Raw genomic sequence first — 17109 nt, forward strand, 5'->3', positions numbered from 1 at the left:
AATGAATGCCACCATTCACCCATTTCCGGCGCGGATGGCCCCGGAGCTGGCGTTGCAGGCGCTTGAGCAAATCGCCGCCGGCGGTGTGGTGGTGGATCCCATGATGGGGTCCGGCACTGTCATCCGTCAGGCTAGCGACCTTGGCCTGCAGGCGATCGGTTTCGATCTGGACCCGCTGGCGGTCCTGATGTCGCGGGTCTGGACGACGCGCATACAGGACGATCGGATCGGAAGTCTCTACGCCGAGGCGGCGAAGATGGCGCTCGCCACCAACCCGGACGATGTCGAACTGCCCTGGATCGATGGCGACGAGGAGACCCGCAATTTCATCGCCTACTGGTTCGGTAAGCCCCAAGTATCCGACCTCCGCTGCTGGGCAGCCGCGCTGCAGAAGCTTTCCGACGGCGCCACGGCGGAGGACACTGCGGCGCTGGATGTCATCCGAATCGCCCTGAGCCGAATTATCGTTACCAAGGAGCAGTGCGCCAGCCTCGCCCGCGATACCTCGCATAGTCGCCCGCACCGGGTGGCGCTGCAGTCCAACTATTGCGTCAACCAGGGCCTTGAACGATCGTTGAAGATAGTCCGCAAACGCCTTGTCTCCGCGCCGCCGGCCGGTAGCGCCGTAGTGGGGCTCGGTGACGCCCGGTCCCTGACCCTTGCTGACCACACTGCAGACGCCGTTCTGACCTCGCCGCCCTATCTGAACGCCATCGATTACATGCGGGGGCATCGGCTTTCGCTCGTCTGGCTGGGTCATCGCCTGAGCGAGTTGCGAATCATTCGCTCGACGAGCATTGGAGCTGAACGCGGTCCGGAGGCCGGCAATCCTGCGCACAAAGAGGTTCGCGCGGCGCTGGGTGATCTAGCGGCGCTGCCGAGGCGGCACCTCGCTATGGTGGACCGCTACGTCACTGACGTGATGACCCTCGCGGGCGAGATTCGCCGCATATTGAAGCCGGGCGGCACGACAACGCTCGTGGTCGGAAACTCCTGCCTGAAGGGCGTATTCATTGAGAACTCGGCAGCGGTGTCCAAGGCGCTTGAGTTGCAGGGGATGACCTTCGTCGAGCAGTCGGTTCGGCTCCTACCGGCCCAGAATCGATATCTGCCGACGAACGAAGGGAGTTCCTTGGCCAAGCGCATGCGGGAGGAAACCGTTCTGAAATGGGCGGCCTAGACGCGAGTTCCTGTGACACATCAGGGACCGACCAGGCCGATGCACTTGGTGTGGATCGAATGCGTGCACCAGTCCCGAGATGGACCGAAGCTCCGGGCACATAGTGTAAACACCGGTGACGCTCGGCACCTGCTGGCCGAGGCATAACTGATGGGGAACTTTGCACAACCCGCTGACCTATTTCCGTCAACTTAACGACGACGTTACCTCAACCGACAAATGGTCGACACCGGCGAGCCGACGACGAAGCTTCTGGCCGCCGACCCGACACGGTACTGGGAACATGCACCGGATCCTGGCGCTGCCGCTGTTCCGCGCCGCTGAACTGGTCAGGCGGCGAATGAGAGGGCGAGGTTCTGGATGAATTGCAGGCTGCCCTGGTTCTTGTAGAAGAGGCGTGCACGTCCTTCCGCGTTGTAGAAGATCTTCACATGGTGGACGGCGGTCGGGAATTTCTTCAGCTCCAGCTGTGACTTACCCATGAAGCCGCGGGCGCGGGAGATCGCCACGTGGTTGGCACTGGCCCCGTAACTGGCGATGGACGAGGCGTTGTGGATCGCTAGACCACCGCCGCCGCCCGCGAGTACCGCCTTGATGAACTCGATGAGAAAGCCAGGCAAGGCGTCGTTGCCGATTTGGTGGCGCAGCGCTGCGAGCGTCGCCGGATCGGTCGCGTTCTGCATGACCAGTTGGTCGAACTCCGGACTGAAGTCGAATAGCCCGAACGCCATCTCTCCCTTGTCCAGCGCCACCGTGGCCTTGTCGATGCTGGCGCCCGACGCCACGGACACTCGTCCGTCCCCCAGCCAGACGGGCGAGTCTAGGTTCTCCTTGATGGTCTCCAGCGCCAGCCGATGGAACACGAAGCACCGGTGCCAATCCGCGTACAACTGGGCAGGGATGGTCAACTCAAAATGCTCAAGGTAACTCCCCCGGGCCCCGAACATGCGTGCACGCTGGATGTAAGTGTCTTGCTGCAGTCGGTGCCGAACGTCGCGGGTGAAGAACATTGCCAGCAGATTGGGAAAGGTCACGCCCCGAGAGACGATGTTGCCGCCGATGATAATGCTGAACGGCGAAGACGGATCGGTGGCGTTGTCGCCAGCCGCCTTGCGATCCCGCTCGCTGTTCAGGACCGTCAGTGTCGCCCGCGACGCGTTCGCGACCACATAGCCGGTGAGATTGTCAGGGTTTGCCTTAGGGTAGAGCTTTTCGGCTGTCTCGAGCACCCGCGCGACTAGGGCGGCGAACGCAGGGCTCTCCGGCTTGGTCAGGGCCAGTACCGCCTCTTCGATCGTCGCCCGATCGGCCTCGTGGTCGATCTTCTTTCCGCTGGTGTGGACCAACATCGTATAGTTCTGTTCGGTCGCGTTCACCTCTTCGTTGAGATAGGCGGCGGTGACCAGGAATCAGACCAAGGCATCCCGAGCCTCCTGCGAATTGCCGCCCTGTGACAGGCATGTCAAGCGATAGAGAGGCTGCTTGTTGAGCGGGAAAAAGGTGTCCTGACCGGTGTACTTTCCATGCGGTGGGAAGTTCACCCACTGTTCGGTACAGTTTTGGAATGTATTGTTAAGGTCCAGCCGCGCCGGCGTGGCCGTGACGCCGATGTAGTAGCCGTTTCCCCCGATCAACTGGCCCACCAGGTCGTTAATCGGCGTTTTGATGCCCTGATTGACCTTGGAGTTTGGCGTTGCGTAGTCGGCCTCGTCGTCGATCACCACGATTGGGCCGCCCCCCGACAGGCGGGTAATCAGCTTCTCCAGGTCACGGCCGTTTTTCTTGCAGAAGACGATCAGTTCCTCGGGTGTTTGGTCTTTCCCCGTTTGCTGCAACTCGGTGGCGGTGCGCGGCGCGGGCGCCAGACCGGAGGTCTTGAAGCGCCGTAAGTTCTGCGACAGCAGATCGACACTGTCGTTCATCAGGTGGACGATGACCTTGTGGCCCTGATCCAGCAGCTTGGCCGTTAGGCAGATCATCATCTCAGTCTTTCCGCTCTGCGGCTCGCCATAGATAACCAATGCCGAGGTCTTGGCGGTCGTCATCTTGGCGATGGCAGCCTCGACCGCGCTCTCGACGCAGTCGGTTTGCACCCCGGTAAGTTTCAGGCGGTGCAGCTGTTTGGCGTAGCGGTCTTTCAGCTTTGCCTCGTCCTTGAACTTCTCGATATCGAACACACCCGGACCTCAGAATCGACCTAGGATCCGAGATCATGCGCTGCGGGGCTAGGTCGCGCCAGTGTGGCGCAGGCCCCCCCGAGCTGACTGTTCACAGGCAGTTGAAAAATCGATGCTGGCCGGCGGGGGACCGAGCCGGGCTGGTGCCCGAAAGTGGACTCCCTGAAAGTCGCCTATGGGTCGATTCCGTTGAAAAAGTCGGTGTTGCTGCGGGCTCGAAGTCCTGATTCAGTTGTCCTCATGGATGGAGGGCAGGCCGATGATGGGCGAGCGGACGGGGGCGCAGGAGGCGCTGTTCTACGAGTTCAGCCTCGAACGCCACGTTCCTGCCGGCCACCTCGTGCGCGCCATCGACAGGTTCGTCGACCTCGACGGCATCCGGGCGCACCTCAAGCCTTTCTACAGCGAGACCGGTCGGCCCTCGATCGACCCCGAACTGATGATCCGGATGCTGCTTGTCGGCTATTGCTTCGGCATCCGCTGGAACGGCGGCTGTGCGAGGAGGTCCACCTCAACCTGGCCTATCGATGGTTCTGTCGGCTCGGCCTCGACGGCCGCGTGCCGGACCACTCCACCTTCTCCAAGAACCGGCACGGCCGCTTCCGCGACAGCAACCTGTTGCGGCACCTGTTCGAGACGGTGCTGCAGCGTTGCATCGCTGAGGGGCTGATCGGCGGGGAAGGCTTCGCCGTCGATGCCAGCCTGATCAAGGCCGAGGCCAGCCGGCAGAAGGGTGTCGATGGCAAAGCCGGGCTGTCGCCCGAGGCGGCCGGCCGCGCGGTTGAGGAATATCTCGCCGTCCTCGACGATGCGGCCTTCGGCGCAGCCACCGAGGTCACCCCGAAGTTTCTCTCGCCGGCCGATCCGGCCGCCCGCTGGACCGGCGCACATGGCGGCCAGGCCTTCTTCGCCTATTCCACCAACTATCTAATCAATGTGGAGAACGCGATCATCGTTGACGTGGAGGCCACCACGGCGATCCGGCAGGCCGAGGTCCTGGCGGCGAAACGCATGATCGAGCGGTCGATGGAGCGCTTCGACCTCTATCCAGCGCGGCTGATGGGCGACAGCGCCTATGGCTCCGCCGAGATGCTCGCCTGGCTCGTGCATGAACATGGCATCGAACCGCACATCCCGGTGTTCGACAAGTCGGTGCGCCGCGACGGCACCTTCAGCCGCGCAGACTTCGCCTACGATCATGATCGGGACCTCTACACCTGTCCGGGCGGGAAGGAACTGCGCCGGTATCGTCGCCGCTTCAGTGTGACCCGCGACAGCGTCGATCCACACGGCTTCATACGCTACCGCGCGGCCAAGTCCGACTGCGGTGCTTGCGCGTTGAAATCGCAGTGTTGCCCAGCCGAACCGCTACGCAAGGTCTTGCGGTCGATCCATGAAGGGGCCCGCGATATGGCGCGGGACATCGCCGCCACCGAGGCCTACGTCACGTCACGGCGGCAGCGCAAGAAGGTGGAGATGCTGTTCGCCCACCTCAAGCGCATCCTGAAGCTCGACCGGCTTCGCCTGCGGGGCCCGAACGGCGCCCAGGACGAGTTCCACCTCGCCGCCACAGCCCAGAACCTCCGGAAGCTCGCCAAGCTCATGCCGCGTGGAGCACGAACGGCTGCGACCTGAGGAGAGAAGCTCGTTCAACGTGCCAAAAAGACCGATTTCGCCACGCCGCCGGCAGAGGGTTTTTCAACGGAATCGGTCATTTCCACTATTTGAACCGCTCCCCGTGAATGCCCATTAGGCGCAAACAGCGACAGCCTGCGCTCTCGTCGTCTGCGATGTCTTCCGCTCCGAGCCTCCTCGCTCCTCAGGTACAATAGCAGCACCCCGCCGTTCTCAAGTATCTGCACGCCAGACCGCGACGCCCGCATTGGCTTGTTGCATCCTCCTAATTTCCGGCTCTTTTAATCATCCCCGTCCGGGGCGCGTCTGCGTCGTCCCAGATAAGCGCAGGGGATGAGATGGCGGCTTCACCTCACAGTTCGGAAGGTCTGACGCGCAGCGTGCGCATGCTGCGCACAGCGCTCGGCCCGATGATCGCCCGCCTTCTCGAAGACCCGGCCGTCGTCGAGGTCATGCTCAATCCGGACGGGCGCCTGTGGGTTGACCGGCTGTCCGAAGGGCTTTGCGATACAGGCGAGCGATTGGCCGCAACAGATGGTGAGCGCATCGTCCGCCTCGTTGCGCACCACATCGGCGCCGAGGTCCACGCCGGCGCGCCGCGGCTTTCCGCTGAGCTTCCCGGGACCGGGGAGCGCTTCGAGGGATTGCTCCCGCCTGTCGTCACAGCTCCGACCTTCGCCATCCGCAAGCCGGCAGTCGGGGTGTTCACGCTCGACGACTATGTGATCGCCGGCATCATGTCGGCGCCGCAAGCCGAAGCCCTGCGCCAAGGCATTGCCTCCCGCGCCAACATCCTGGTGGCCGGTGGCACCTCCACCGGCAAGACCACGCTCACCAATGCGCTCCTCGCCGAGGTGGCCAAGACCTCCGATCGCGTCGTCCTCATCGAGGACACGCGGGAGCTCCAGTGCGCCGCCCCCAACCTTGTGGCGATGCGCACCAAGGACGGCGTCGCGTCGCTCTCGGACCTCGTCCGCTCATCCCTGCGCCTGCGCCCGGATCGCATCCCGATCGGCGAGGTACGAGGTGCCGAAGCCCTCGACCTCCTGAAGGCCTGGGGCACAGGGCACCCCGGGGGCATCGGCACCATTCACGCCGGCAGCGCCATGGGCGCCCTGCGGCGGCTAGAGCAACTCATCCAGGAAGCTGTCGTCACCGTACCTCGGGCCCTGATCGCCGAGACCATCGACCTCATCGCCGTGCTGTCGGGCCGCGGCTCCGCGCGCCGCCTTTCCGAGCTCTCTCACGTCGAAGGTCTCGGGCCCGACGGCGACTACCGCGTCATCCCCATCACCGCTCCATCCGAAGAAGGAACCTCCCTGTGACTTTCACGCTCCCTCCATTCTACCGCCGATTGCTGCAGGCCGTGGCCGGTGCCACCGCCTGCGTGTGTGTTGTCTCCGCGGCCCACGCCTCCGGCTCCTCCATGCCCTGGGAGACGCCGCTGCAGTCGATCCTGGATTCGATCCAGGGGCCAGTCGCCAAGATCATCGCGGTGATCGTCATTATCTCCACCGGCCTCGCGCTCGCCTTCGGCGACACCTCTGGCGGATTCCGGCGGCTGATCCAGATCGTGTTCGGCCTCTCCATCGCCTTCGCCGCTTCGAGCTTCTTCCTCTCCTTCTTCTCCTTCAGCGGCGGAGCGCTGGTCTGATGCCGGGCGATATTGGCGGGGTGCCGGGCTTCTCCGTCCCGGTCCATCGGGCCTTGAGCGAGCCGATCCTGCTCGGCGGCGCGCCGCGGGCGATCGCGATCTTCAACGGCACCCTCGCCGGCGCCATCGGGCTGGGGCTGAGGCTCTGGCTTGTCGGCCTCGCCCTTTGGGCCGTCGGCCATCTCGCCGCCGTCTGGGCCGCCAAGCGCGATCCGCTCTTCGTCGATGTGGTGCGCCGGCATCTGCGCATCCCCGGTCATCTGTCGGTTTGAGTGAGGCACACCATGATGAACCTCGCAGAATACCGGCGTCGCGCCAGCCGGCTCGCCGACTACCTGCCCTGGGCGGCGCTGGTCGGCTCTGGCGTCGTCCTCAACAAGGATGGCAGCTTCCAGCGGACGGCACGCTTCCGTGGGCCGGACCTCGATTCCGCGGTGCCGGCCGAGCTGGTGGCGGTGGCGGGGCGCCTCAACAGTGCCTTTCGCCGCCTCGGCTCCGGCTGGTCACTTTTTGTGGAGGCCCAGCGGCATGCGGCGGGTACCTTTCCTGCGAGTGTCTTCCCCGATCCCGCCTCCGCGCTGGTCGAAGCCGAGCGCAAGGCCGACTTCGAGGAGGCCGGCAGCCACTTCGAATCCAGCTATTTCCTGACTTTCACCTGGCTCCCGCCGGCGGAGGATGCCGCGCGGGCCGAGAGCTGGCTCTATGAGGGCAGCCAGCGGAAACGGCTCGATCCGCATGAGGCTCTGGGCGGGTTCATCGATCGCACAGATCGGGTCCTGCGGCTCGTCGAAGCCTTCATGCCCGAGTGCCGCTGGCTCGACGATGCCGAGACCCTGACCTATCTGCACGGTTGCGTCTCGACCAAGCGCCAGCGGGTCCGTGTTCCCGAGACGCCCATGTATCTCGACGCGCTCCTGGCCGATCAGCCGCTCACCGGCGGACTGGAGCCCATGCTCGGGGACCAGCACCTGCGCGTGCTCACCATCGTGGGCTTTCCCACGGCGACGACGCCGGGGATCCTCGACGATCTCAACCGGCTGGCCTTTCCCTATCGGTGGTCGACCCGCGCCATCCTGCTCGACAAGACCGACGCCACCCGGCTCCTCACCAGGATCCGCCGGCAGTGGTTCGCCAAGCGCAAGTCCATCGCCGCCATCCTCAAGGAGGTGATGACCAACGAGGCCTCGGTGCTGGTGGACTCGGACGCCGCGAACAAGGCCTCGGACGCCGACCTCGCGCTACAGGAGCTGGGCGCCGACCATGCCGGCATCGCCTATGTCACCGCCACGGTGACCGTCTGGGATTCTGATCCCCGCATCGCTGACGAGAAGCTCCGGCTGGTGGAGAAGGTGATCCAGGGCCGGGACTTCACGGCCATGGTCGAGACGATCAATGCGGTGGATGCCTGGCTCGGCAGCCTGCCGGGGCACGTCTACGCCAATGTCCGCCAACCGCCCATTTCCACCCTCAACCTCGCCCATATGATCCCGCTGTCGGCGGTCTGGGCGGGCGAGGCACAGGACGCGCATTTCAGCGGGCCGCCGCTGTTCTACGGCAAGACCGAGGGGGCGACCCCGTTCCGCTTTTCCCTCCACGTTGGCGATGTGGGCCACACCCTCGTGGTCGGGCCGACGGGCGCCGGCAAGTCGGTGCTGCTGGCGCTGATGGCATTGCAGTTCCGGCGCTACGCTGGATCCCAGGTGTTTGCTTTCGACTTCGGCGGCAGCATCCGGGCGGCCGCCCTCGCCATGGGCGGCGACTGGCACGACCTCGGCGGAAGCCTGTCCGATGGGAGCGAGGACAGCGTCGCGCTCCAACCTCTTTCCCGTGTGGATGATCTCGCCGAACGCTCATGGGCCGCCGACTGGATCACGGCGATCCTCTCCCGCGAGGGCGTTTCCATCGCCCCGGAGGTGAAGGAGCACATCTGGTCGACCCTCACCTCCCTCGCCTCCGCTCCCGTCGAGGAACGGACCCTCACCGGCCTCGCCGTCCTGCTCCAGTCCAACGATCTCAAACAGGCGCTGCGTCCTTATTGTATCGGTGGAGCCCATGGCCGGCTGCTCGATGCCGAGGCAGAGCACCTGGGACAGCCGTCCGTCCAGGCCTTCGAGACAGAAGGGCTCATCGGCACCAGCGCAGCGCCGGCCGTGCTCTCCTATCTCTTCCACCGCATCGAGGATCGGCTCGACGGCTCGCCCAGCCTCATCATCATCGACGAAGGCTGGCTAGCCCTCGATGACCAGGGCTTCGCCGGCCAGCTCCGCGAGTGGCTCAAGACCCTGCGCAAGAAGAACGCCAGCGTCGTCTTCGCCACGCAGTCCCTCTCCGATATCGACGGCTCGGCCATCGCCCCGGCCATCATCGAGAGCTGCCAGACGCGGCTGCTGCTCCCCAACGAGCGGGCGGTGGAGCCCCAGATCACCGCCATCTACCGGCGCTTCGGCCTCAACGACCGGCAGATCGAGATCCTCGCACGGGCCACCCCGAAGCGGGACTATTACTGCCAGTCCCGACGCGGCAACCGCCTGTTCGAGCTCGGGCTGTCGCAGGTGGCGCTCGCCTTGTGCGCCGCCGGGTCAAAGACCGATCAGGCTGCGCTCTCGCTGATCCTCGCCGAGCATGGGCGCGATGGTTTCCTCGCCGCCTGGCTACGGCATCGGGGCCTCGGCTGGGCCGCCGACCTCATCCCCACCCTCGACCTTCTGGAGACACGCTCGTGATCCGCCTGATGCTGCGGGCGGCGCTCGTCGCTGCGCCGCTCCTCATGTGCCCTCTCGCGCCGGCCGCGGCACAGGCCGTGGTCTTTGACCCCTCCAACTATGCCCAGAACGTCCTCCAGGCGGCGCGGGCCTTGCAGCAGGTCACCAACCAGATCACCTCGCTTCAGAATGAAGCACAGATGCTGATCAACCAGGCCCGCAACCTCGCAAGCCTGCCGTATTCCTCCCTCAGCGCGCTCCAGCAATCCACCCAGCAGACCCAGCAGTTGCTCGGGCAGGCGCAGAAGATCGCTTATGACGTCGGCGCCATCGACCGGGCGTTCCAAGGTCAGTACGGCTCGGTTTCCCTGAGCACCTCGGACGCTGCTCTTGTCACCCAGGCTAAGACCCGCTGGGAGACCACGGTCGCCGGTCTTCAGGATGCGCTGCGGGTGCAGGCGGGCGTCGTCGGCAATCTCGACATTGGCCGGACCCAGGCCTCAACACTGGTCGGCCAGAGCCAGGCGGCGACCGGCGCGTTGCAGGCCATGCAGGCAGGGAACCAGCTCCAGGCGCTCCAGGCGCAGCAGCTCTCCGACCTGACCGCGGTGGTGGCGGCCAATGGCCGGGCGCAGGCGCTGTCCGAAGCTGAGCGTGCCACGGCGGTGTCTGAGGGGCAGGAGCACTACCGGCGCTTCTCCACCCGGTCGAGCTACCAGTCCTCCGCCGTCACCATGTTCCGCGGCAATTGAGGGGCGGCCATGGATCAGGGCACTGCACTCAGGACCCTCGTCGTCGCCGGCCTTGTGGGCGCGGTGATCGCAGCCCTCGCCATCGCCTCAGGCAGGCCTCACGAGCCGACTGTCACTATCAGCAGCGTGAAGGCAGGGAACGTCTCCTCGGCCGACCTCAAGAGCTGCGCCACGCTGGAGATGGCCAATCCCATCGATCCGCGCTGCGCCGCGCTCTGGGAGGCGAACCGCCGCCGCTTCTTCGGCAAGCCCGTGGAAGGAGCAACGCCATGAACGACGTGGGCGTCATCGACACCTTCCTCAACACCTTCACCAGCTACATCGATTCCGGCTTCGGCCTGATCAAGGGCGAGGTGATGGGCCTCTCCTCCATCCTGATCGCACTCGACATCACGCTCGCCGGCCTGTTCTGGGCCTGGGGCGCCGACGAGGACGTGATGCGCCGGCTGGTGCGCAAAACCCTCGCCATCGGCTTCTTCGCCTGGATCATCGGCAACTTCAACTCGCTCTCGAAGATCGTGTTCGAGAGCTTCGCCGGGCTCGGCCTCAAGGCCGGCGGCTCCGCCATCAGCACGGCGGAATTCCTGCGGCCGGGGCGACTTGCGGAAGTGGGGCTCACCGCCGCCCAGCCGCTGCTCGACGCCGCAAGCCAGCTCACCGGGCCGGTGGCGATCTTCGTCAATGCCGTGCAGATCGCCGTGCTCCTCGTTTCATGGCTGCTGATCCTGATCGCCTTCTTCATCCTGGCGGTGCAGCTCTTCGTCACCCTCATCGAGTTCAAGCTGACGACGCTCGCCGGCTTCGTCCTCCTCCCCTTCGCCTTCTTCGGCAAGACCGCCTTCCTCGCCGAGAAGGTGCTCGGCAACATCGTGGCGTCGGGCGTGAAGGTGATGGTGCTCGCTGTCATCGTCGGCATCGGCTCGGGGCTCTTCTCCCAGTTCACCACCTCCTATGGCGATGCCCAGCCCACCATCAGCCAGGCGCTAGCCGCAGTGCTGGCCGCGCTCGCGCTCCTCGGGCTCGGCATCTTCGGGCCGGGAATCGCCACGGGACTGATCACGGGCGCGCCGCAGCTCGGCGCCGGAGCCGCCGTGGGTACGGGCCTTGCCGCCGGCGGCATGGCGTTCGCGGGCGCCGGCGCGGCAGGCCTTGCTGCGCGCGGAGCCGGGGCCGCGATCTCCGGAACAGCGGCCGCCGCTCGCGCCGGAGCGGGTCTCGCAGGCGGTGCAGCATCTGCCTACAGCGCCGGAGCTGCTGGCCAGTCGGGCATGTCCGGCGTCGCCGGTGGGCTTGGTGGTGTCGCACGCGCCGGGGCAGCGGCGGCCACCTCTCCTCTGCAGCGCTCGGCCGACACATCAGGCGAAGCGGCGGCCAGCAGCTCCGGCCCAGCCCCGTCGAGCAACCCAGCCTCCTCCGGCGATGCCCCCGATTGGGCCCGGCGCATGCGCCGCTCCCAGCAGGTCGCCCACGGCATCCAGACCGCGACCCATGCGGTCCGATCCGGCGACAGCCATGGCGGCGGGTCGTCCATCTCCCTCTCCGAAAGCGATCGCCCATGACCCCCTTCAAGCGCCCCTCGGTCCATTACGGCCTCTCCCCCGAGCCTGAGACGCCGTATCAGCGCGCAGCCCAGGTCTGGGATGACCGCATCGGCTCCGCCCGTGTCCAGGCGAAGAACTGGCGTCTCATGGCATTCGGCGGCCTCGCCCTCTCGGCAGGCGTCTCCTGCGCCCTGGCGTGGCAGGCCCTGAGCGGCTCGGTGGTTCCGTGGGTGGTTCAGGTGGACAAGCTCGGTCAGGCGCAGGCGGTCGCGCCGGCCGCCTCGGACTATCGCCCCTCCGATCCCCAGATCGCCTTCCACCTCGCCCGCTTCATTGAAGAGGTCCGCAGCATCTCTGCCGATCCCGTGATCGTCCGCCAGAACTGGCTCAGGGCCTACGCCTACACGACGCAGGCCGGAGCAATCGCCCTCAACGACTATGCCCGCGCCAATGATCCTTTCGCCCGGGTCGGCAAGCAGCAGGTGGCGGTGGAGGTCTCCAGCGTGATCCGGGCCTCGCCGGACTCCTTCCGCATCGCCTGGACCGAGCGCCGCTTCCAGGACGGCAGCCTCGCCGACACCTCCCGCTGGAGCGCCATCCTCACCGTCGTGGTGCAGGCGCCGCGGGATGCGGATCGGCTCCGGGCCAATCCGCTGGGGATCTACGTCAACGCCATCAACTGGTCGAAGGAACTCGCACAATGATGCCTGCCATCCACACATCCGGGAGGCCGGCTTTCCGCGTCCTCTCCTTTCCGTCTTTCCGGAAGTCCGGCTTGCCGCTTCTCCTGCTTTGCACATCGGCCCTGGCGGGCTGCGCCACCTTCGAGAAGCCCCCGGAGATCGAATATGACGATGCCCCGCCCGCCGTCTTCAAGGCTGAGCCGCCGGGGCCGGTGCGCATCGTTGAGCTGCCGAAGCCCTTGCCGCTGCCCGGCCAGCTGAAGCCGGTGGGCAAGGACGGCAAGGCCGAGCCCGAAATCACCGATCCTGCGGCCCGGGTGAACCAGGCCAATGCCGCCGCCCGCGTGCAGCCGGTGCGCAACGGCTTCATCAACTCCATGCAGGTCTATCCCTTCGTGGAGGGCGCCCTCTATCAGGTCTATGCCGCGCCGGGGCAGGTGACCGACATCGCCTTGCAGCCCGGCGAGCAATTGGTGGGCACAGGGCCGGTTGCCGCCGGCGACACGGTGCGCTGGATCATCGGCGACACCGAGAGCGGAGCGGGCGCGGCCAAGCAAATCCACATCCTGGTGAAGCCCACGCGGCCGGACCTCATAACCAATCTCGTCATCAACACCAATCTGCGCACCTATCACATGGAGCTGCGCTCCACCGAGAAGACCTACATGGCCTCGGTCACCTGGCAGTACCCGCAGGACCAGCTCATCGCCCTGCGGCGCCAGAACACCGAGGCGCAGGCGGTGCGGCCCGTCGCCACCGGCATTGACCTGACAAAGGTGAACTTCCGTTACGAGGTGAGCGGCGACCGAGTGCCGTGGCGGCCGTTGCGGGCCTTCGATGATGGGCAGCAGGTCTTCATCGAGTTTCCCAGCGGCATCGCCCAGGGCGAAATGCCTCCGCTGTTCGTCGTCGGTCCGCAGGGCGGCACCTCCGAGCTCGTGAACTATCGCGTGCGCGGCACCTATATGATCGTCGACCGGCTGTTCGCCGCGGCGGAGCTGCGCTTCGGCGCCGACAAGGACCAGAAGCGCGTGCGCATCTCCCGCACCGACGGGAGGCCGGTCCTATGAGCGGCATCGAACCCGGGAAGGAGACAGGGCCGGAGCTGAGCGGCGATGACGGCGCCCGACCGCTGACGGGAGAAGCCAGGGCGGCCATGCGGCTGCGGCCGGAGCCGCCGCGGGTGACCCGCCTGTCCCGAAAGGTATTGGCCGGGCTGGGGCTCGTTGCCGGCCTCGGGGTCGGCGGGGCGCTGATCTACGCCCTCCAGGTGCGGAAAGACCACGGCCCCGGCCAGGAGCTCTACGCCACCGACGTCAAGGCGACGCCGGACGGGCTCGCCGGCCTGCCGAAGGATTACACAGGCATCCCCAAGCTGGGGCCGCCGCTGCCGGGCGACCTCGGCCGGCCGATCCTCAATGCGCAGACGGCAGTGCAGCCGACGGTGCCGACAATGGGAGGCATGCCAAATCCCGCCTTGAGCCCCGAGGAGCAACGCCAGCAGCGGGAAAGCGAAGACGCCCGGACCGGACGGCTGTTCGCTCAGACCAACACGCGGCCCGCAAGCCCGGCGGTGACCCAGCAGGCGGGAGTCACTTCAGCGTCAGCGGCGCCGGCCGCCGATCTCACCAGCCTCGGCCTTGCGCCGCAGGCGGCGACGCCGACGGCCCAGGAGCGCCAGCTTGCCTTCCTGAGCCAGGCCGTGGACCGGCGCACCGTGTCGCCCGACCGCGTGGCGGCTCCTGCCTCCGCCAACATCCTGCAGGCCGGCGCCGTCATCCCCGCGGCGCTGATCACCGGCATCCGCTCGGACCTGCCGGGCCAGATCACCGCCCAGGTGACCGAGAATGTCCACGATAGCCCAACCGGGCGGATCCTCCTGATCCCCCAGGGCACCCGCATCATTGGCCAGTATGACAATGGCGTCGGCTTCGGGCAGCGCCGGGTGCTCCTCGTCTGGAACCGCCTGATCTTCCCCAATGGCCGGTCCATCGTGCTGGAGCGCCAGACCGGAGCCGACGCGGAAGGCTACGCTGGCCTTGAGGATGGCATCGACTACCATTGGGGCGAGCTGTTCAAGGCGGCGGTGCTCTCGACCATCCTCAGCGTCGGGGCGAGCGCAGGAACGTCCGGCAGCGATAGCGACCTCGTGAGTGCTTTGCGGGAAGGCGCATCCGACAGCATCAGCCAGACCGGCCGGCAGCTCGTCCAGCGCCAGCTCAACATTGCGCCGACCCTCACGATCCGGCCGGGATTCCCGGTGCGGATCATCGTCACGCGCGACCTCGTTCTTGAATCCTATGGAGGTTGAAATGCCGAAGCTGAAGCTCAGCGAGATCCTCGACGACAAGCCGGTGAAGGTGACCGTGGAACTGCCAGCGAAGCTGCACCGCGATCTTGTCGCCTATGCGCAGGTGCTCGGTGGCGAGACGGGGAATCCGATCACCGATCCCGTCAGGCTGATCGCGCCCATGCTGGAGCGCTTCATCGCGACAGATCGCGTTTTCGCGAAGGCTCGGCAAGCACCCCATCCAGATCCTGCACGGGGGATGACGTCTGGGGTGCTGAAGAGCGAGCCATCGATCGAGCAAGGCTGAGCAATGTCCGAAACGCGGGATTGTCGTTTTTCGGCGACCATGCAGCATAGAACTGGAGCACCTCGCCGCGCAGAGAACGATAGATAACGCCGGGGACCTTGACCAAATTTTCGGATTCTATGACCAACGTTATTCCGCGGCCGGACGCGACGAGATTGAGAAGCTTATATCGCCCAACCCGCTGAGCCTCGACACGGGGCTCGCATTCGACTTCCCGGATTTTGCGAATGACATAGTCTTGGATTCTCATCCCAGCCGCAGTGTCTCGGATAAGAATTTTTTCAGAACTGAGATCTCGCCATGTCAACGCGTCCTCGGTGGAAAGCGGATGGCCTTCGGGCAATGCCACAAGAACCTGTTCCGACCAAAGATAAGTTGTATCGCATTCCGGCCAATCGCCCAATCCGATGACAAAAGCAATATCAAGCTGAAATTTCCGAATGGAGTTGATGTGGTCGTGTGCTTCGCCGTCGACGAAATCGATATGAACAGATCCATATTTTGCGTCATATTCTCGAAATAAGTCCGACAAAAAACCCGATGAAAGTGAAGAAAATAGTCCCACTTTGACGTATCCGTCCTCGGCACGACCAATGGCGGCCACCTCCGCCGCCGCGTCGCGAATGTGGTCCAACGCATGGCGGACCCGATGCAGGAAGCGTTGTCCGGCTATGGTCAGGTTGATCCCCCCGGGGTGTCGCAAGAACAGGGAGGCCCCGACCTGATCCTCGATGTCCCGGATCCGCCGACTGACGGAGGACTCCTGCACCCCGAGTGCCGCTGCTGCCTTCCGAAAGCTCCCATATTCGGAGGCAGCGATTAAATATTTGAGGTAGCGGATTTCAATTTCCGTACTGTTATTCGACATTGGAAACGTTCTCCATTTCAATAACGGCATATAATTCAGTATGAATTACATGATATCACAAATATTACGCATCAAATGTTTGTATTTTATGTGCAAGTATGCGCAATATTAAAATTATATCGTCGGATTATAACGTACATTAATGCAGAACTTTTACATAATACATCATATTTTTGAGATATTTTACCATCAGTAACTTGGACATTAGAGCCTGTTTGGAAATTATGGATGAGCGTTTCGCCGGATGAGGATTCCGCCCATTGCGACATGGATCATAGCGGTTGAGACGTCGATGCGGCGTTCGTAATCTCGGACCAGGCGGCGCCAGCGGATCATCCATCCGAACGTGCGCTCAACGACCCAGCGCCGTGGGAGGACCTCAAAGCCTTTCATCCCATCCCGGCGACGGATGACCTGAAGCACGAAGTCGAGATAGGCCGCCTTGTCCATGAGTCCGAGGCGGTCATAGGCGCCATCTGCGAACAGATGCTTCACCCACGGCCAGCGTTTGCGGATGGCGTCGAGGATCATCTGCGCTCCGGCGCTGTCGGAAATGTCAGCCGTGCTCAGATTGACCATGAGCAGCCGGCCGTCCGTGTCCACGGCGATGTGGCGCTTGCGTCCGACGACCTTCTTGCCGGCATCGTAACCCCTTGTTCCGGCATGGGGCGCCTTCACCGACTGGCTGTCGATCACGGCCGCCGTAGGGCTCGCCTCGCGCCCGGCCTGCTCGCGGTCCAGCATCAGTTCGACATCGTGATTGGTCTGGAACAGGAACCGACGCGCCAGTTCCCGGAACCAGCCATAAACGGTTCGCCAATGGCCGAAATGCACCGGCAGCATCCGCCAGCCACAGCCCGACCGCACCAGATAGCGTACCGCGTTGATGACTTCGCGAAACTCGACTTCCCGGGGCCGGCCTCGGCGGCCGGGTTCCGGCATCAGTGGCGCAATCCGCTCCCATTCCTCGTCCGTCAGATCAGAGGGATAACGCTTCGTCTTGCGGGCGATCCTGGCCATCCGGCTGCGCTGCTCTCGTGTCCACATCCAAAGTGTGAAGCACGTCCAGTCCGCACAGGGAATCCCAATCCCCTCATTTTCCAAACAGGCTCTTAGAGATTAGATCGAGAGAGGGCGCGGCCATTTCATAGAATAGATGATTTAGACCAAACCATGCTAATGAAAGTCTCCTTCTAAGTAAGCTCGTTGTCTGTTCGCGCCCAACGACCTTCTTCCGCTATTCCAAGCGACGAAATTGTCACCATTAAGCTGGATTCACATCGCCCGCCTCAAATTTCATGCCACACTTATGAAATGTTA

The 17109-nt window shown here is 64.6% G+C and carries 16 protein-coding genes and 1 pseudogene; 13 read left to right on the forward strand and 4 right to left on the reverse strand.

What is annotated here, in order from left to right; genetic code table 11:
• Position 1 precedes the first annotated feature (1 nt).
• Positions 2–1180 (forward strand): class I SAM-dependent methyltransferase, encoded by a 1179-nt coding sequence (locus FBQ73_RS00095; protein ID WP_138397502.1) that lies wholly within the window; start codon positions 2–4, stop codon positions 1178–1180.
• A 329-nt stretch (positions 1181–1509) separates the two neighbouring features.
• Here FBQ73_RS00095 and FBQ73_RS22985 read toward each other — a convergent pair whose 3' ends face one another.
• Complete coding sequence (locus tag FBQ73_RS22985; protein WP_342780518.1) at positions 1510–2586, reverse strand: Z1 domain-containing protein; 1077 nt, start codon at positions 2584–2586, stop codon at positions 1510–1512.
• 3 nt (positions 2587–2589) lie between these two features.
• Complete coding sequence (locus FBQ73_RS22990) at positions 2590–3357, reverse strand: DEAD/DEAH box helicase family protein (protein ID WP_246089485.1); 768 nt, start codon at positions 3355–3357, stop codon at positions 2590–2592.
• Between the two features lie 259 nt (positions 3358–3616).
• Between FBQ73_RS22990 and FBQ73_RS00105 the strand changes: the two are divergent.
• From FBQ73_RS00105 to FBQ73_RS00160, 12 genes and pseudogenes are all read left to right on the forward strand, one after another.
• Positions 3617–4992: pseudogene (locus FBQ73_RS00105) on the forward strand (transposase).
• Positions 4993–5330: 338 nt separating this feature from the next.
• A complete protein-coding gene (trbB, locus tag FBQ73_RS00110) occupies positions 5331–6317 on the forward strand; it encodes a P-type conjugative transfer ATPase TrbB (RefSeq protein ID WP_138397503.1) in 987 nt (328 codons plus the stop codon).
• 29 nt (positions 6318–6346) lie between these two features.
• Positions 6347–6646, forward strand: a complete 300-nt coding sequence (locus FBQ73_RS00115) for a TrbC/VirB2 family protein (RefSeq protein ID WP_041577517.1) — start codon at positions 6347–6349, stop codon at positions 6644–6646.
• Positions 6646–6918: a VirB3 family type IV secretion system protein gene (locus FBQ73_RS00120; RefSeq protein ID WP_138397504.1), complete on the forward strand. Its 273-nt coding sequence runs from the start codon at positions 6646–6648 to the stop codon at positions 6916–6918. The genes FBQ73_RS00115 and FBQ73_RS00120 overlap by 1 nt, the downstream gene beginning before the upstream one ends.
• Before the next feature lie 12 nt (positions 6919–6930).
• Entirely contained in the window at positions 6931–9369 is a 2439-nt protein-coding gene (trbE, locus tag FBQ73_RS00125) for a conjugal transfer protein TrbE (RefSeq protein ID WP_138397505.1), read from the forward strand.
• Between the two features lie 8 nt (positions 9370–9377).
• Positions 9378–10100: a P-type conjugative transfer protein TrbJ gene (trbJ, locus tag FBQ73_RS00130; protein WP_138397662.1), complete on the forward strand. Its 723-nt coding sequence runs from the start codon at positions 9378–9380 to the stop codon at positions 10098–10100.
• Positions 10101–10109: 9 nt separating this feature from the next.
• The gene (gene trbK-alt / locus FBQ73_RS00135) at positions 10110–10373 is read left to right on the forward strand and encodes a putative entry exclusion protein TrbK-alt (RefSeq protein ID WP_012115966.1); all 264 of its coding nucleotides are present in this window, start codon (positions 10110–10112) and stop codon (positions 10371–10373) included.
• A complete protein-coding gene (trbL, locus tag FBQ73_RS00140) occupies positions 10370–11659 on the forward strand; it encodes a P-type conjugative transfer protein TrbL (RefSeq protein ID WP_138397506.1) in 1290 nt (429 codons plus the stop codon). The genes trbK-alt and trbL overlap by 4 nt, the downstream gene beginning before the upstream one ends.
• A complete protein-coding gene (gene trbF / locus FBQ73_RS00145; RefSeq protein WP_138397507.1) occupies positions 11656–12345 on the forward strand; it encodes a conjugal transfer protein TrbF in 690 nt (229 codons plus the stop codon). Before trbL ends, trbF begins: the two co-directional genes overlap by 4 nt.
• A complete protein-coding gene (gene trbG, locus FBQ73_RS00150; protein ID WP_138397508.1) occupies positions 12342–13394 on the forward strand; it encodes a P-type conjugative transfer protein TrbG in 1053 nt (350 codons plus the stop codon). The genes trbF and trbG overlap by 4 nt, the downstream gene beginning before the upstream one ends.
• Positions 13391–14635 (forward strand): TrbI/VirB10 family protein, encoded by a 1245-nt coding sequence (locus FBQ73_RS00155; RefSeq protein ID WP_138397509.1) that lies wholly within the window; start codon positions 13391–13393, stop codon positions 14633–14635. Before trbG ends, FBQ73_RS00155 begins: the two co-directional genes overlap by 4 nt.
• A gap of 1 nt (position 14636) precedes the next feature.
• Complete coding sequence (locus FBQ73_RS00160) at positions 14637–14921, forward strand: DUF2274 domain-containing protein (protein WP_138397510.1); 285 nt, start codon at positions 14637–14639, stop codon at positions 14919–14921.
• Here the strand turns inward: FBQ73_RS00160 and FBQ73_RS00165 are convergent.
• Both FBQ73_RS00165 and FBQ73_RS00170 read right to left on the reverse strand, forming a co-directional pair.
• Positions 14809–15789 (reverse strand): LysR family transcriptional regulator, encoded by a 981-nt coding sequence (locus FBQ73_RS00165; protein ID WP_246089486.1) that lies wholly within the window; start codon positions 15787–15789, stop codon positions 14809–14811. The genes FBQ73_RS00160 and FBQ73_RS00165 overlap by 113 nt on opposite strands.
• Before the next feature lie 222 nt (positions 15790–16011).
• Positions 16012–16836 carry an IS5 family transposase gene (locus tag FBQ73_RS00170; RefSeq protein WP_138397663.1) on the reverse strand — a complete coding sequence of 275 codons (825 nt, stop codon included), beginning with the start codon at positions 16834–16836 and terminating at the stop codon, positions 16012–16014.
• Positions 16837–17109: the final 273 nt, after the last annotated feature.

The sequence above is a fragment of the Xanthobacter autotrophicus genome (assembly GCF_005871085.1).
Classification (GTDB): domain Bacteria; phylum Pseudomonadota; class Alphaproteobacteria; order Rhizobiales; family Xanthobacteraceae; genus Xanthobacter; species Xanthobacter autotrophicus.

Coding starts and splice junctions, on each gene's coding strand:
- trbL (WP_138397506.1), top strand. CDS start 10,370: ATGAACGACGTGGGCGTCATCGACACCTTCCTCAACACCTTCACCAGC.
- trbJ (WP_138397662.1), top strand. CDS start 9,378: ATGCTGCGGGCGGCGCTCGTCGCTGCGCCGCTCCTCATGTGCCCTCTC.
- FBQ73_RS00155 (WP_138397509.1), top strand. CDS start 13,391: ATGAGCGGCATCGAACCCGGGAAGGAGACAGGGCCGGAGCTGAGCGGC.
- trbK-alt (WP_012115966.1), top strand. CDS start 10,110: ATGGATCAGGGCACTGCACTCAGGACCCTCGTCGTCGCCGGCCTTGTG.
- trbB (WP_138397503.1), top strand. CDS start 5,331: ATGGCGGCTTCACCTCACAGTTCGGAAGGTCTGACGCGCAGCGTGCGC.
- FBQ73_RS00165 (WP_246089486.1), bottom strand. CDS start 15,789: ATGTCGAATAACAGTACGGAAATTGAAATCCGCTACCTCAAATATTTA.
- trbE (WP_138397505.1), top strand. CDS start 6,931: ATGATGAACCTCGCAGAATACCGGCGTCGCGCCAGCCGGCTCGCCGAC.
- trbF (WP_138397507.1), top strand. CDS start 11,656: ATGACCCCCTTCAAGCGCCCCTCGGTCCATTACGGCCTCTCCCCCGAG.
- FBQ73_RS00095 (WP_138397502.1), top strand. CDS start 2: ATGAATGCCACCATTCACCCATTTCCGGCGCGGATGGCCCCGGAGCTG.
- FBQ73_RS00160 (WP_138397510.1), top strand. CDS start 14,637: ATGCCGAAGCTGAAGCTCAGCGAGATCCTCGACGACAAGCCGGTGAAG.
- FBQ73_RS00170 (WP_138397663.1), bottom strand. CDS start 16,836: ATGTGGACACGAGAGCAGCGCAGCCGGATGGCCAGGATCGCCCGCAAG.
- trbG (WP_138397508.1), top strand. CDS start 12,342: ATGATGCCTGCCATCCACACATCCGGGAGGCCGGCTTTCCGCGTCCTC.
- FBQ73_RS00120 (WP_138397504.1), top strand. CDS start 6,646: ATGCCGGGCGATATTGGCGGGGTGCCGGGCTTCTCCGTCCCGGTCCAT.